The organism is Labrys sp. 22185 (assembly GCF_052045555.1).
In the GTDB taxonomy this organism is placed as follows: domain Bacteria; phylum Pseudomonadota; class Alphaproteobacteria; order Rhizobiales; family Labraceae; genus Labrys; species Labrys neptuniae.
Genome location: NZ_JBQEPH010000005.1, coordinates 149320 through 164654, shown reverse-complemented (window position 1 = coordinate 164654; position 15335 = coordinate 149320). Strand labels below are relative to the sequence as shown.

General features: G+C 64.9%; 14 protein-coding genes. 3 read left to right on the top strand and 11 right to left on the bottom strand.

Features of this window, described 5'->3' with window-relative positions:
- Positions 1 to 147: 147 nt before the first annotated feature.
- From murG to ACTJKX_RS12600, 3 genes are all read right to left on the bottom strand, one after another.
- Complete coding sequence (murG, locus tag ACTJKX_RS12610) at positions 148 to 1239, bottom strand: undecaprenyldiphospho-muramoylpentapeptide beta-N-acetylglucosaminyltransferase (RefSeq protein WP_440725465.1); 1092 nt, start codon at positions 1237 to 1239, stop codon at positions 148 to 150.
- Entirely contained in the window at positions 1236 to 2405 is a 1170-nt protein-coding gene (locus tag ACTJKX_RS12605) for an FtsW/RodA/SpoVE family cell cycle protein (protein ID WP_311941699.1), read from the bottom strand. The genes murG and ACTJKX_RS12605 overlap by 4 nt, the downstream gene beginning before the upstream one ends.
- 178 nt (positions 2406 to 2583) lie before the next feature.
- Positions 2584 to 3201 (bottom strand): TetR/AcrR family transcriptional regulator, encoded by a 618-nt coding sequence (locus tag ACTJKX_RS12600; protein WP_311942021.1) that lies wholly within the window; start codon positions 3199 to 3201, stop codon positions 2584 to 2586.
- Positions 3202 to 3279: 78 nt separating this feature from the next.
- Between ACTJKX_RS12600 and ACTJKX_RS12595 the strand changes: the two genes are divergently transcribed.
- Positions 3280 to 4248: an alpha/beta fold hydrolase gene (locus ACTJKX_RS12595; RefSeq protein WP_440725464.1), complete on the top strand. Its 969-nt coding sequence runs from the start codon at positions 3280 to 3282 to the stop codon at positions 4246 to 4248.
- A gap of 82 nt (positions 4249 to 4330) precedes the next feature.
- Here the strand turns inward: ACTJKX_RS12595 and ACTJKX_RS12590 are convergent, their stop codons facing one another.
- The gene (locus ACTJKX_RS12590; RefSeq protein ID WP_311942024.1) at positions 4331 to 4516 is read right to left on the bottom strand and encodes a 4-oxalocrotonate tautomerase; all 186 of its coding nucleotides are present in this window, start codon (positions 4514 to 4516) and stop codon (positions 4331 to 4333) included.
- 113 nt (positions 4517 to 4629) lie between these two features.
- Here ACTJKX_RS12590 and ACTJKX_RS12585 point away from each other — a divergent pair, with 113 nt between their 5' ends.
- Complete coding sequence (locus ACTJKX_RS12585; RefSeq protein WP_311941704.1) at positions 4630 to 5514, top strand: LysR family transcriptional regulator; 885 nt, start codon at positions 4630 to 4632, stop codon at positions 5512 to 5514.
- 11 nt (positions 5515 to 5525) lie between these two features.
- Here ACTJKX_RS12585 and murD read toward each other — a convergent pair whose 3' ends face one another.
- From murD to rsmH, 6 genes are all read right to left on the bottom strand, one after another.
- The gene (gene murD, locus ACTJKX_RS12580) at positions 5526 to 6932 is read right to left on the bottom strand and encodes a UDP-N-acetylmuramoyl-L-alanine--D-glutamate ligase (protein ID WP_440725463.1); all 1407 of its coding nucleotides are present in this window, start codon (positions 6930 to 6932) and stop codon (positions 5526 to 5528) included.
- Positions 6933 to 6946: 14 nt separating this feature from the next.
- Complete coding sequence (mraY, locus tag ACTJKX_RS12575; protein ID WP_311941710.1) at positions 6947 to 8068, bottom strand: phospho-N-acetylmuramoyl-pentapeptide-transferase; 1122 nt, start codon at positions 8066 to 8068, stop codon at positions 6947 to 6949.
- A 211-nt stretch (positions 8069 to 8279) separates the two neighbouring features.
- Positions 8280 to 9731, bottom strand: a complete 1452-nt coding sequence (locus tag ACTJKX_RS12570) for a UDP-N-acetylmuramoyl-L-alanyl-D-glutamate--2,6-diaminopimelate ligase (protein WP_440725462.1) — start codon at positions 9729 to 9731, stop codon at positions 8280 to 8282.
- 151 nt (positions 9732 to 9882) lie between these two features.
- Positions 9883 to 11703: a peptidoglycan D,D-transpeptidase FtsI family protein gene (locus ACTJKX_RS12565; protein ID WP_440725461.1), complete on the bottom strand. Its 1821-nt coding sequence runs from the start codon at positions 11701 to 11703 to the stop codon at positions 9883 to 9885.
- Entirely contained in the window at positions 11700 to 12056 is a 357-nt protein-coding gene (ftsL, locus tag ACTJKX_RS12560; protein ID WP_311941718.1) for a cell division protein FtsL, read from the bottom strand. Before ftsL ends, ACTJKX_RS12565 begins: the two co-directional genes overlap by 4 nt.
- Complete coding sequence (rsmH, locus tag ACTJKX_RS12555) at positions 12053 to 13090, bottom strand: 16S rRNA (cytosine(1402)-N(4))-methyltransferase RsmH (RefSeq protein ID WP_440725460.1); 1038 nt, start codon at positions 13088 to 13090, stop codon at positions 12053 to 12055. The genes ftsL and rsmH overlap by 4 nt, the downstream gene beginning before the upstream one ends.
- A 251-nt stretch (positions 13091 to 13341) precedes the next feature.
- On the opposite strand from rsmH, the gene ACTJKX_RS12550 reads away from it, so the two are divergent.
- Positions 13342 to 14376, top strand: coding sequence for a DUF4424 family protein (locus tag ACTJKX_RS12550; protein WP_440725459.1), 1035 nt, complete (start codon positions 13342 to 13344; stop codon positions 14374 to 14376).
- 40 nt (positions 14377 to 14416) lie between these two features.
- Here ACTJKX_RS12550 and ACTJKX_RS12545 read toward each other — a convergent pair whose 3' ends face one another.
- Positions 14417 to 15247, bottom strand: coding sequence for a transglutaminase-like domain-containing protein (locus tag ACTJKX_RS12545; RefSeq protein ID WP_394308023.1), 831 nt, complete (start codon positions 15245 to 15247; stop codon positions 14417 to 14419).
- Positions 15248 to 15335: the final 88 nt, after the last annotated feature.

The following is a 15335-nucleotide window of genomic DNA, read 5'->3' as shown; positions in this document are numbered from 1 at the left end:
ATTTCGGTTCGTATAGGGGCGACAGGGCCGGGAGGCAAATTTGGAGAAAATTCGGAGCGCGGACTTCCAGTCCGCCTCTTGGAGACGCCGCGCTTGCGAGACTGCAAAGAGCGGACAGGATTTCCGTGCTCCGAGGACCCGCCCCCGTCACATCGCCGCCAGCTTCACCACCCAGTCGGCGAGGCGATCGGCAGCGTCGGGAATGCCGGCGTTCCGGGCATTGGCGGCCATGGCCTGCAGCCCCACCGGATCGGCGAGCAGCGCGGTGAGATCGGCTGCCAGCGTTTCCGCGGTGAAGTCCGGCTGCATCACCATCCGGGCGCCATCGACATTGGCGAGCGTACGGGCGTTGGCAGCCTGGTCCTGGTCGAGCGCTCCCGGCAGCGGCACGAGGATCGATGGGCGGCCGATGACCGAAAGCTCGGCCACGGTCGAGGCACCGGAGCGGCTGATCACCAGATGGGCCCCCGCAATGCGGGCGGGCAGGTCTCGGAAGAAATCCTGCACGTCCGCAGCGACGCCGAGGCCGGCATAGGTCTCGCGCACGGCGGCAAGGTCCTCCTGGCGCGCCTGCTGCACGATCCTGAGCCGGCGGCGCAATGGTTCGTCCAGCCGCGCGATCGCCGACGGCACGATCGCCGACATCACGGCGGCGCCCTGGCTGCCGCCGAAGACCAATAGGTTGATGGGCCCGTCCAGGCCCGGATACGGCGTTTTGGCCGCTTCCATCACGGCCGGCCGGACCGGGTTGCCGGTGTGGACGAGCTTCGACTTCGGCACATTGTCCATCATCGCCACATCGGCAAAGCCGGTGGCGATGCGGGTCACCTTGGGCGCCAGCATGCGGTTGGCCCGGCCCATCACCGCATTGGCCTCATGGATCATGGTGGGGATCCTGCGCCAGGCCGCAGCCGTCAGCGGCGGCAGGGTCGGATACCCGCCGAAACCCACCACCACAGCGGGGGCCAGAGGCCCCAGCATGCGCCAGGCCGAAAACGTCCCCGTGCCGAGCTGCCAGAGCGTATTGGCCATGGCGAGCGGCGAGCGGGAACGCACGGTCTCGGATGGGATGACGTGGATGTCCTCCCAGGCAAAGGTGCCGGTATAGCGCTCCACCCGTTCGTCGGTGGCAAGATGCGGACGGAAGCCGAGCGGCATGAGCGCTCCCGCCAGCGCTTCGGCCGGGAACAGGTGGCCGCCGGTACCGCCGGCACAGAGCAGGACGATCTTGCCGCTCACGACGACAATCCGATACCAGCTGCGCCCTGGGCCCTGCGGTCGCGGAAGCTGAAGGCGCTTTCGAGCATGTCGGTACGTGGGCGGCGGCGGGTGAGCGCGAGCACCATGCCCATGCCATAGGCCACCGAGATCAGCGAGGAGCCGCCATAGGAGATGAAGGGCAGCGTCATGCCCTTGGCGGGCATCATGTGGAGATTGACCATCAAATTGATCGAGGACTGCATTCCGAACAGGAGGGTGAGGCCGGCGGTGGCGAAGCGGCAGAAGGGATCTTCGACCTTGTAGGCGTGCCAGAAGCCACGCAGCACGATGAGGGCGAACATCGCCACCACCACCATGACGAAAAGAAGGCCGAATTCCTCGCCGGTCACCGCCATGATGAAATCGGTGTGGGAATCCGGCAGGATCAGTTTGTAGGTGCCCTCGCCCGGCCCCTTGCCCAGCCAGCCCCCCGACAGGAAGGCGTCACGCGCCACGTCGACCTGGAAGGTATCGGTGCCCTCCGGCTTGAGGAAGCGGTCGATGCGGGAGGTGACGTGCGGAATGAACTGATAGGCTGCCACGATGCCGACGACGCCGACGCCGCCGAGCCCGACCATCCAGAACCAGTGCAGCCCGGCCATGAAGAACAGCGCACCCCAGACGATGGAGATCAGCATGGTCTGGCCAAAGTCGGGTTGCAGGATGAGCAGTCCCGCCGAGCAGGCCAGCAGCAGCATGGCGAGGATGTTGGCGGGAACGTCCGGCCGCTTGACGTTTTCGGAAAACAGCCAGGCCGCCAGCACGACGAAGGCGGGCTTGAGGAACTCGGAAGGCTGGATACCGGCAATCCAACGCCTGGAACCCTTCACCTCAGCGCCGAACAACAGCGTCGCCGCGACAAGCGCGATCGAGATCAGGAACATCACCAGGGCCAGCCGACGGATAGACTGCGGCGACAGGAAGGAAATCCCGATCATTACCATCAGGGCCACCGGGATCATCATCGCCTGGCGGTTGACGAAGTGGAACATGTCGGAGATGCCGATACGCTCGGCGACGGCGGGGCTCGCCGCCAGCAGGAGGACGATACCGGTCAGCATCAGGGCCAGGATCGTCATCAGCATCAGCCGATCGACGGTCCACCACCAGGCATTGAAGGCTGAACGTTCGGTACGCGAGGCCATGAACAGGGAGTCCGTCAGCTGAGGGAGGATCGCCCTAGCAGTGCTCCCGACAGGGTTTAGGAACGGTTAAATGCGAAGGCCTCGTCGCGTTTTTGCCGGCAATGCCCCTGGAAATGCCGATTGAACCGGCTCGCCTTCCGTTCGCAACGGCCGGCATCGGCTGCCGCCTCGCCCTGTTCTATCGTGATGCCTGGCTCCTGGATTGCCGGCGGTCGAGTCCCGCCACCACGTCCTCGACGATCTCCTGCAACTCGGCACGGCTGCTGCCGTCCCGGGCCTGGATCGAGATCCCCTGCATCACGGCCGCTAAATGGCGAGCCAGCCCGGGGATCGTCTCGTTGTCGCCAAAAGGCTGCAGCGCCTGCACGATCCTCATGCGGATATCCTCGCGTCGCGCAGCAAGGTCACGGGCGAGCGCGGCATGGTCGGGATGGCAGGTAACCATCCCGCTCGAGATCATGCAGCCACGCTCGCGATCGGGATGGGTGACGGCCTCGATCGCCGCTTCCAGCAGCAGGCGCACCGCCTTTGGCCGATCGTCCGCCTGCGCGACAGCGGCGAAATCGAGCAGGCCGATGCTACCCTCGTAGCGGGCCAGCGCTTCCTGGTAGAGCCCGGCCTTGCTGCCGAAGGCGGCGTAAAGGCTGGGGGGCGCGATCCCGATCGCCTTGGTGAGATCGCCGACCGAGACGCCCTCATAGCCGTGGCGCCAGAACAGCCGCATGGCTGTCTCGACCGCCTGTTCCCGATCGAAGCTCCAGGGTCGTCCGCCACGCGATTTCGAACCGTGTTCCATATCGAACACTAAACAACATCTTGACAGGCATCGTCAAGCAAGTTGAATAGTGATCGATAAACAACATCGGAGATCGCAATGTATCCTTCAAGACGCCTTTTCCTGGGTGCCGCCGCCGCCCTCACCGCCCTCGCCGTCGAATCGGGACTTGCAGGTTCCGCGGCGGGCGCAACCGGTAAGAAACACTCCGATGTCGCGAACGGAGGTAAACCAGGCTCAGGGCGTGAAAGCTTCTTCACCCGTTCGGCCGATGGCACGCTGCTGGCCGGCGAGGCACAGGGCGACCCGGCGGCCCCTGAGATCCTGTTCATCCACGGCCTGCGCCAGAGCCGGCTGAGCTGGGACAAGCAGTTTGTCGATCCGGCCCTGACCGGCTTCCGACTGGTGAGGTTCGACCTCCGCGGCCATGGCGATTCCGACAAGCCTGCCTCGCCCGACGCCTATTCCGACCCGGATCGCTGGGCGGACGACGTGGCCGCGGTGATCGCGGCCGCGAAGCTGCGCCGTCCCATCCTGGTGGGCTGGTCACTGGGCGGCCATGTCGCCGGCACTTATCTGCGCAAATATGGCGGCTCGCGCATCGCCGGGATCAACCTGGTCGATGCGGTCACCAAGCTGTCGCCCGACCTTCTGACCCCGCTCGCCGTGAGCTTCGCCAAGACGGCGGTCTCACACGACCTGGGCGAACGAACCGCTGCGACGGCCGATTTTCTCGCGGCCTGTTTTCACAAACCGCTCACCGATATCGAACTGCAGCGTATGCTGGTGGTCAACGGCATGACCGAACGCGCCGTGAACGAGGGGTTCGTCAAGACGGCCACGCCCGATCTCGAGCCGGTGTTCCAGGCCTATCCCGGCCCGGTCCTGCTGACGCATGGCGTCCACGACCGACTGGTACGCCTGGCCATGTCCGAGCGCATCAAGGCCCTTCATGCCGATAGCCGGCTCTCGGTCTATGCCGACAGCGGCCACAGCCCCTTCTACGAAGAGCCCGCGCGGTTCGGACGGGAACTCGCTGCTTTCACAACTGCATCGACAAGAGGCTGATGCCCGCGTGGAGCCGGCGCGATCCTGCCCGGCTCCCGCATATGCCACAGCAAGACTGTCGTCCCGCCGTGGAAAGGCACGCTCAACCGTCTGATTTCAGCTTCCCGGCAACGGCCCAGGCGTCCTTCGGAACTTCGATGATGATGATCTCGACGGATTCCGGCGGGCAAACCAGGGTTTCGACGACGGCCTTCGTCGCCGCCTGCACGAAATCGCGCTTTTGTTCGAGCGTCCGTCCGGGGTGCATTTCCACTCGCAGCACAGGCATGGTCACTTCCTCATGAAAAGGTCCGTTAGTCGACCTGCCGCAATGTTCTCCAAACCAATATGCTAATAAATAGCCGCCTAGGCCTTTCATTCAGAACCGCATGGATTGCAATCATGGACAAGCTCGCCGGCATGGCCATGTTCGTCAGGGTGGTGGAGGAAGGCAGCTTCGCCGCCGCAGCAGAGACCAGCCGGGTATCGGCGACCATGGTCGCCAAGCATGTCCGCCAGATCGAACAGCGCCTGGGTGCCCGACTGCTTCATCGCACCACCCGCCGCCACCAGCTCACGGAAGTCGGCAGGCTCTATTACGAACGCTGCAAGACGGCCCTGGCGGAGGTGGCCCTGGCCGAAGCAAGCGCCTCCGAATTGCAGGCCAATCCGCGCGGACGGTTGCGAATGGTCGCGCCGGTGAGCTTCGGCAGCGAAAGCCTGGTGCCGGCCCTGGTCGACTATCTGCAGCGCCATCTCGACGTCACCGTCGATCTCGTGCTCGACAACCGCACCGTCGACCTGATCGGCGAGGGCTGCGAACTCGGCATTCACATCGGCGACCTCACGGACGAAAACCTGGTCGCCCGCCCGCTGAAGCCCTATCGTCGCATCCTGGCCGCCGCGCCTTGCTACCTGGATCGACGCGGGCGGCCGCAGCATCCCCGCGAACTCGGCGATCATGATTGCCTTGGCCATGCCTATTGGCGCACGCAGGGCATCTGGCACCTTGTCGGCCCGGATGGGGAGACCTGCACGGTGAATATCGGCGGCCGCTTCACCACCAACCAGGGTTCGGCGCTGCGCGTGGCGGCGCTGCATGGGGCGGGCGTCGTGCTCCAGCCGGAACTGCTGCTGATCAACGACATCGAGGCCGGCCGGCTCGAGCCCGTGCTGCCGCTCTGGTCCTATCGCCCCACGCCGATGCATCTGGTCTACGCGCCGGATCGTCGGCCGACGGCCATGCTGCGCAGCGCCATCGACTTCCTGCTGGCCCGCTTCGGCTGACCGAAAGGCCGTCAGGCCTTGCCGATACCCGGCAAGGACAGCACGGCCCGGGAGAAGGCCTTGCCCCGTTCCTCGAAATTGCGGAACTGGTCGAAGGAAGCGCAGGCCGGGGAAAGCAGGACCACGGCCTCGTCGAGGCCGGACGCTGCCGCATCGGCAGAGGCCAGCGGCACCGCCTTTTCGATCGTCTCGGCCCGCACATAGGGTACGAGCCCTTCCAGCGTCGCCGCGAATTCGTCCGTTGCCTCGCCGATCAGATAGGCCTTGCGGATCTTGGGAAAATACTCGGCCAGGGACTCGATGCCGCCGGTCTTGGGCTTGCCGCCGGCGATCCAGTACAGGGTCGGGAAGGACGACAGGGCCTTGGCCGCGGCATCGGCATTGGTGGCCTTGGAATCGTTGACGAACAGCACGGGACCGAGCCGGCCGACCTGCTCCATGCGATGGGCGAGGCCCGGGAAGCTACGCATGCCGGCCTGGATCTGATCCAGTGTCAACCCACCTGCGTGCGCTGCCGCCAGCGCCGCGCAGGCATTCTGGGCATTGTGCGCGCCACGCAGGGAGCCGATGCCGGCCAGGCTCGCCACCTCGACCGCCCTGCCCCCTTCAGCCGAAAACAATCTGTCGCCAATGGCATAGACGCCGTCGCTCAATTGTCTCTCGACCGAGATGCGGACGGGCCGGCGACCCTTGGCTTCGATCTCGTCGGCGATGGCAGCGCACCAGACATCGTCGACGCCGACGACCGGCGTGGCCGCACCTTCGACCAGGCGCGCCTTCACGGCCGCATAGTGTTCCAGCGTGCCGTGGCGGTCGAGATGATCCTCGGTGACATTGAGCAGGATGGCGACGGAGGGATCGATGCTCGGCGCCAGGTCGATCTGGTAGGAGGAGCACTCGACGACATAAACTCTTTCGATCCCTTGCACCTTGTCGGGCGACGGCGGCTCCAGCGACAGGATCGCCGTGCCGATATTGCCGCCGAGCTGCACGTCACGGCCAGCGGCCGCGAACAGATGCGCGATCAGCGCCGTGGTGGTGGATTTGCCGTTGGTGCCAGTGATGGCGATGAAGGGCGCGCCCGGCGCCCTCGCCCGGCGCTCGCGCACGAAGAGCTCGATATCGCCGATCACTTCCACCCCATGCGCAGCGGCAAGCTTGACCGACCAATGCGGCTCGGGATGGGTGAGCGGCACGCCGGGCGACAGGACCAGCGCGGCGACGGAGGACCAGTCGACCTCATTGAGGTCACGGACGTCGAGCCCCTTGTCGGCGGCGGCCTTGCGGCCGGCCTCGCCATCGTCCCAGACGATCGGCCTGGCGCCCCCGGCGGCGAGAGCCTCGGCCGTCACCAGGCCCGACCCGCCGAGGCCGAAGACGGCGACAGCGCGGTCGCCGAAGGAAGTGATCGGGATCATGACGATCTTTCGTCCTATCTGAGCTTGAGCGTGGCAAGCCCGAGCAGGGCCAGCACCACCGCGATGATCCAGAAGCGGATCACGACCTGCGGTTCCTTCCAGCCGAGCTGCTCGAAATGGTGGTGGATCGGCGCCATCTTGAACACGCGCTTGCCGGTATAGCGGAACGACAGCACCTGGATGATCACCGACAGGGTTTCCGCCACGAACAGGCCGCCGACGACGAGCAGCACGATCTCATGCTTGGTCGCCACGGCAATCGAACCCAGCATGCCGCCGAGAGCGAGCGAGCCGGTATCGCCCATGAAGATCTGCGCCGGCGGCGCATTGAACCAGAGGAAGCCGAGCCCCGCCCCGATCATGGCGCCGCAAATCACCGCGAGCTCGCCGGTGCCGGGCACGAAATGGAGCTGCAGGTAATTGGCGAAATTGGCGTTGCCGACGAGATAGGCGATGACACCGAAGGTTCCGGCCGCCACCATCACCGGCACGATGGCAAGACCGTCCAGGCCGTCCGTCAGATTCACGGCATTGCCGAAGCCCACGATGATGAAGGCACCGAAGACCACGAAGAAATAGGAGAGGTTGATCAGGAGTTCCTTGAAGAAGGGAAAGGCAAGCGACGTCGCCTGCGAGATCGGCGCTCCGCTACCCCAGAGGAAGCCGAGGAAGCGCGCCCCACCTGCCTGTGCCATCAGGATCACGGCAACGCCGGCGATCAGGAATTCCAGACCCAGCCGCGCCCGCCCGGAAAAGCCCTTATGGCTCTGCTTGGTCACCTTGAGATAGTCGTCGTAAAAGCCGATGGCTCCGAAGCCGAGCGTCACCAGGAGCACGGCCCAGACATAGACATTGGCGAGATTCCCCCACAGCAGGGTCGACACGCCCAGCCCAGACAGGATCATCAGCCCGCCCATGGTCGGCGTGCCCCGCTTGGACAGATGCGACTGCGGGCCGTCGTCGCGGATCGGCTGGCCCTTGCCCTGCTTCACCCTGAGCCAGGAGATGGTCCACGGCCCGAAGAAGAACACGAACAACAGCGCCGTGAAGATCGCCCCACCGGTCCGGAAGGTGATGTAGCGAAACAGGTTGAGGAGCTCGAAATGTTCGCTGAAGCGACTCAGCAGATAGAACATGGAAATCCTTTCAACCTCAGGCGTTTCGTCGGTAATTCTAGCCGTAATTTGTCCCGGGATTTGCGTCGCTGATGCCAGCCCGTATGGCGATCGCCTCGCCCTGGGATCGCAGGCACCCTCGCCTGCTCTTGGAAGCGTCGCGGCTGGCAGGTGAGGAAAGCAGGCGAGGACGCCTGCGATCCCAGGATGCCATGTCGCACCAAACCGTCCATCATCCGGCCCTCGCCGCGATCGCCTCGCGGGCGACGTCGTGATCGGAGAAAGGCAATACCGTCTTGCCGACGATCTGGCCCGGCTCGTGCCCCTTGCCGGCGATCAGCAGTACGTCGCCCTGAGCCAGCTCCGCGACGGCCGTCTCGATCGCCTGGCGCCGGTCGCCGATCTCGACCGCACCGGGCGCCGCCGCCATGATGGCCGCACGGATCGTCGCGGGATCCTCGCTGCGGGGATTGTCGTCGGTGACGATGACCTTGTCGGCCAGCCTGGTGGCGATCTCGCCCATGATCGGACGCTTGCCGGCATCGCGATCGCCGCCGCAGCCGAAGATCACCACCAGCCTGCCCTGCGCGAAGGGGCGCAAGGCCTCCAGCGCTTTCTCGAGCGCATCGGGCTTGTGGGCGTAGTCGACGAGCACCGGAGCTCCCTCGACGGTACCGACGAGATCGAGGCGGCCCTTGGCGCCCTCGAGGTGCTCGAGGGCAGCGAACACCGCAGCCGGCTCGCCACCGGTCGAGAGGCAGAGGCCCGCGGCGACCAGGGCGTTCTCCACCTGGAAGCGTCCGGCGAGCGGCAGCCTGACCCGATAGGCCCGGCCCTGATAGTCGAGTTCGAGATGCTGGATGAAGCCCTCGATCTCGACCGATTTCAGGCGGATGCCCTCGCCCGTCTCACTGACGCTAAGGATACGCAGGCCCTTCTGGCGTGCGGCAGCCAGCACGGCGCCGGCCTCGGCATGATCGGCTGCCAAGACGGCCCCTGCGCCGGCGGGCAGAAGGTCGCGGAACAGGCGCAGCTTGGCCTCGAGATAGGCTTCGAAACTCGCGTGATAATCGAGATGATCGCGCGACAGATTGGTGAAACCGCCGGCAGCAAGGCGCACGCCATCGAGCCGGAACTGATCGAGGCCGTGCGAGGAGGCCTCCATGGCGAGATGGGTGATACCCCTGCCCGCGAGTTCGTCGATCACACGGTGCAGCTCGACCGGATCCGGCGTGGTGAGGGAACCATAGGTCTCGCCCCAGGGCGCGACGACGCCGACGGTACCGATCGACGCCGATTGATGACCGAGCCTGGCCCAGATCTGTCGCACGAAGGCGGCGACCGACGTCTTGCCGCTGGTACCGGTGACGGCGATGATGGTTGCCGGCTGGCGATCATAGAAGGCGGCCGCGATCTCGCTCAGCGCCTTGCGAGCATTGCCGACCCTGATCGGGACGGCAGGCGCAGGCACGTCGATCGCGGCTTCGGAGACGATCGCCACCGCACCGGCGGCGATGGCCTGCGGGACGTAGGCGGCGCCATCGCTCTTGGTGCCGGGAATGGCGACGAAGACGAAGCCGGGCTTCACCGCGCGGGAATCGGCTGTGACCCCCGTGACCTCGAGCGCGCGGGCATCGGCGGCAAGGGAGCCTTCGGAAACGATGTCGGCGAGGCGCTTGGTCATGAACGTCCTATTTTCGGCGATTCGGGATCGGCGGCTTTATTAGAGTGCCTATGAGGATTGGCAATGCAGTTTCAATGGCCGATCGATGCATCCCGGCCATGCATCGACCGAACTGCAATGGGCGGATCTTGTGACCCGCCCATCGAATGGCTTATCGAGCTGCCAGCCACGCCATGCTCTGGTTGAGCTGGTCCTTGGGCGCGTAGAGCGGCGGGACCGGATTGGGAACCTCCATGAACCGGGGTTTGACGCCGAGCAGCGGACCGACACGCTCCAGGATCTTGCCGGTGGTGACGCCGGCGTTCCAGGCGGCTGTGGAGTAGCCATAGGTCTCGGGCAGGCCCTTGGGCTCGTCGTAGAGCACGGTGATCAGATATTTCGGCTTGTCGAAGGGAAACACCGCCATGAAGGTGGTGAAGTTCAGGTTCTTGTTGTAGCGCCCGCCGATCAGCTTTTCGGCCGTACCGGTCTTGCCGCCGACCTGGTAGCCGAAGATGTCGACCTTCTTGGCCGAGCCATTGGTGGCGTTGAGGCGCATGATGTAGCGCATCACGTCCGAGGTATGCGGCTTGAGCACCGTCTTGGACAAGGCCAGGGCTTCGTCCTGGTTGCGCTTGATGAAGGTCGGCTTCATCAGATGGCCGCCATTCATCATCGCGCCGACCGCCATGATCGCCTGCAGGGGCGCAACGGTGATGCCCTGGCCGAAGGCGATGGTGGCCGAGTTCAGCGTACCCCAGCGCCGCGGCAGGATCGGCGCGGCGTTTTCGGGCAGCTCCGTCACCAGGCGGTCGAGCTGGCCCATCTGGCGCAGGAAGGCCTGATGGGCGGGCACGCCGAGGCCCAGCGCCATGCGGATGACGCCGATATTGGACGAATAGGTGAACACTTCCGGCAGGCTCAGCATGCGGCGCTGCGGATGGTAGTCGCGAATGGTCCAGCGCCCGATGGTGACGCTGCCGGCCCGGGCATCCAGCATGGAATTGGTGGTGAAGCGGCCCGATTCGATCGCCATGGCCAGCGTCAGCGCCTTGAAGGTCGAGCCCATTTCATAGGTGCCGACATTGATGCGGTTGATCCGGTTGGGATCGAGGGCATCGGCGGGATTGTTGGGATCGAAATCAGGCAACGACACCAGCGAGATCATCTCGCCGGTGGTCACGTCCATGATCACGCCGCCCGCGGCCTTGGCCTTGAAATGCTCCATGCCGGCGATGAGCTCGTCGCGCATCACCGCCTGGGCGCGCAGATCGATCGAGGTCTGCACCGGCTTCATCGCATCGGAGGTCGAGGCATAGCCGAGCGCCTGCAGTTCGGAGAGGCCGCGCTTGTTGTCAATATATTTCTCCAGGCCCGCAATGCCCTGGTTGTCGATGTTGACGGCGCCCAATACGTGGCTCACCGTCGGCCCGTTGGGGTAGATGCGCTTGTTCTCGTTGATGAAGCCGATGCCGGGAAGGCCAAGAGCGTAGATACGGTTGCGCTGCTCGGGCGTGATCTCGCGCTTGAGCCAGATGAAGCCCTTGCCGGAGGCGAGCTTGGCCCTGAGGTCGCGAGCGTCGAGCTCCGGCATCTGGGCGGTGAGCAGCTCGGTCGCCTCGTCGACGTCGATGATCTTCTTCGGCTCGGCATAGAGCGAGGGCACCTGCACGTCGGTCGCCAGGATCCGTCCGTTGCGGTCGAGGATATCGGGGCGAGCCGCCGCCAACTGGTCGGCCGCCGAGCGGCGTGCATCATATTGCTGGTCGGGAGCGGTGCCGAACTGGGTAAGCCGCGCCATGATCGCCATGTAGATGCAGACGAACCCCACCACGATCAGCACGATGCGCCCAGCGCTCTTCTCGAGCTTGGACAGGCGCCGAGGCGGCGCCTTGGCGGGGCTGCCAATATCCGGGTTCGCACCGGCTTCGGGCGCCGGCGTGCTTGCCGGATTGTCCACGATGGTCCCGTCGCTCATGTTCCCCTCACTCATGGGGTCGATCCTGTGACTTGCGGCGCCCCGGCCAGGCCGAGCCCTTCGAGTTTTTCGGCAATCAGATCGCCTTCACGCGCTTTTTCGGGCAGATCGGCGACATCGACGGACTGGACGACCTTCATCGGCACGAGGTCGAGATGGCGCTTGGCCAATGCGCCGATACGATCGGGCTGGCTCATATAGGCCCACTCGGCCTTGAGCGATTCAATGGCCCGGCGTTCGGTCTCGATGGAGCGGCGGAGTTTCGCCACCTTCTCGGCCTGCAGGGTCGATTCATACTTGATCGAATAGACGCCGATGGCCGAAGCCACCAGCAGGCCGACCAGGATGAGATTGAGAATACGGGTCAACGGCCTCTCCCGGATTGAAGACTTACCTCAGGCAATCCGAGGAAACTGGTGCCGGTGTCACGAGCGGGAGCCTCGCTGCGGACAGCGAAGCGCAGCTTGGCGGAACGGGCGCGGGGATTGAGCTCGGCTTCCGCCTCGCTCGCCGCCAGCGCCCCCCGATGGGTCTGAACGAAGGTCGGGGGTGGCACCGCCGCCACCGGCTGATGGCGCGAACCGCCGGCCTGGCTGCGGGTACGGTCGGCGAAGAAGGTCTTGACGATGCGGTCCTCGAGCGAATGGAAGGTCACCACCACCAGGCGCCCACCGGGCCTGAGTGCCCTCTCGGCGGCCAGCAAAGCCTGGCCGAGTTCGTCGAGCTCACCATTGACGGCAATGCGCAGGGCCTGGAAGGCACGGGTTGCGGGATGGATGTCGCCGGGCTTGGAACGGATCACCCGGCCACAAAGATCCGCCAGTTGCATGGTGGTGAGAAAGGGTTCCTTCTGTCGATCGGTGACGATGGCGCGGGCCAACGCATGGGCCCGGCGCTCCTCGCCCAGCACCTGGAAGATGCGCGCCAGCGCCTCTTCGGGCAACTGCGCCACGAGATCGGCGGCACTCGGCCCGGCATGCGAGCCCTCGCGCGACATGCGCATGTCGAGCGGCCCGTCCCTGCGAAAGGAAAAGCCGCGGTCGGCTTCGTCGAGCTGCATCGAGGACACCCCGATGTCCAGCACCACCCCGTCGACGCCGCTCTCGCCCAGCATGGGAGCGAGCTTGTCGAGATGGGAGAAACGGTCCTCGACCAAAGTCAGGCGTCCCTGCATTTCGGACACCAGCGCCATGCCGTCGGTGATGGCATTGCGGTCGCGATCGATGGCGAGCACCTGCACGTCGGGCGCGGCCGCCAGGATGGCGCGCGTATAACCCCCTGCCCCGAACGTGCCGTCGATGAAGCGCTCGTTTGCCCTGGGCTCGAGCGCTTTCAGCACCTCGGCGAGCATCACCGGCACATGCCGGGCGGCATCGTTGGCGGTTGCGGAGGAAGCGGGCATCGAACTCTCAAAGGCAGGAATTACAGGCGGAACCGGCCCGCAAATCGGGCAGATTTCTCCAATCCCATTAACGCCCATGAAAGGTTAATGAAGGGTTCGTGGAGCCCGGCTCGTCCCTTGAAAATTCCGTTACGTCATCATCCTCGCCAAGCAGTTGAGCCGCTGCCTTCTCTCCCTGCCTCTTTCGCACTGCCGCAAAGGCGGGCACTATCGCCGCCGAACCGTTTCGACGGTGTGGAGATTCGCAGCCGATGCCCCGACCCGCCAAAGCGCTCTATTGCGCTGCAGCCCTGACCCTCACGCTACCCATGACGGGTGTCTCGGCCGAGGAGAGCCTTGCCAATCTCGATGCCGGCGGGCTGATCGTCGAGCCGGCGGACCAGCTCGAATTGAAGGCGGAGGATATCTTCCTTTCGGCAAGGCAGGTCCGGGCCGCCTATCGCTTCCTCAACAAGGCGAGCCAGGACCTGACGCTGACCGTCGCCTTCCCCCTGCCCGAGGTGACCGGCGAAACCGATCTCGATCTGGCCATTCCCAATCCGGCATCACCGAATTTCCTGAATGTCCAGGCCAGGGCCGCCGGCAAATCGGTCGAGACGAGCGTCGAACAGCATGCCTTCTTCACGCCCGACGGCGGTAAGGAGAGCGAAATCACCGATCTGCTCAAGGGCATGAACATACCGCTGCTACCCGCCGGCGCGACGACGGCTGAGGCCCTCAAGCGCCTGAGCAGCGAAGACCGAGCCAAGCTGAGCACGCCGGGCTACATCGAGCAGGCGGGCGAAAATTGGGTCCCGCTCTGGACCCTGCGGTCGAGGATCGTCCGCCAGCAGGTTCTGGCGGCCGGCAAGGAGATTATCCTGCAATACAGCTACACGCCGAGCGTGGGCTCGGCAGCCGGCCTCTATTTCGACCGCGCCAACCTGACAGGCGAGTCTCTGACGCAATATCAGAAGAAATACTGCGTCAATGAGGGCTTTCTGCGCGCAGCCGATGCATTGACCAAGCGCCTCACCGCAGCAAAGCCGCAGCCGGGCGAAACCGCCAAGACGCCCAAGACCCGGCAGACCTATTTCGGCTATGCCTTTGTCGGCGGCGGCCGCTGGTCCGACCCCGCCGGCCGGTTCGGCCTGGTCATCGACAAGGCCTTTCCCGACAATCTGGTCTCCTTCTGTGCAGACGGCGCCAAGAAGGTCAGCAGCACCCGCTACGAGCTCAAGCGCAACAATTACGCGCCGGACCGCAATATCGACATCCTGATTCTCGACAAGAACGTCGCGCCATAAACTCCTTGCGGATCACGCTTTTCAGCCGAGAGCGCTGCCGCTACGCACTCGCGGCTTCCTGCTCTTCCGCGGCCAGCTCGGTCACAACCTCGAATTTGCTCAGGCTGTGGCGGCCGAAGGAACTGATCATCGGGACGTCAGCGGCATCGCGGCCACAACCGATCAGGATCCGGCCGATCCGGCGCTGGTTGTGGCGTGGGTCGAAGCTGTACCATTCCCCGCCGAGATAGGCCTGGAACCAGGCGCTGAAATCCATGGCGGCGGGATCGGCAGGCACGCCGATGTCGCCGAGATAGCCATTGCAGTAGCGCGCCGGAATGTTGAGGCAGCGGCACAACGCAACCGCCAGATGGGCGAAGTCGCGGCATACGCCGACCTTCTGCTCCAAGGCCTGCAGGGCCGAGCGTGTGGCGCTGGCATGCTCGTAGCCAAAACTCAGATGCGAATGAACGAAGTCCGTGACGGCCTGAACCCGCTGCCAGCCATCGGTTATCTCTCCGAAATGCTTCCAGGCGAAATCGGCCAGGAGATCAGTTTCGCAATAGCGGCTGCCCTGCAGATAGATCAGCGTTTCCTTCGGCAGGGCCATGATGGGCAGGATTCTCGCTCTCTGCACCGCCTTGTCGGGCTCTCCACTGTCGCGGATGATGCCATCGCAATGCAGATGCAGGAAACCATCCTCGACATGGATGCGCCGACTGAGATTGCCGAAACTGTCGATATGGGCCTGGGTCGGATGGTTCGACAAGGCAGAGAGGTCCTGCTCGCGGACGATATCGCCGCGCCGCGATGGATGAACATCGAGGACGGTGATCAGCGTGGTCGGTTGCGAGAACTGCATCTCGATATCGAAACCGTAGCGGATATGCATCTTGGCTTTCCCATGAGCGGCGCCGGCCTGCATCCTCGTCCCGCTGGAGAGGTGGCCGGCACGCCGAGGGTTGCAGGCTAGCGCCGGT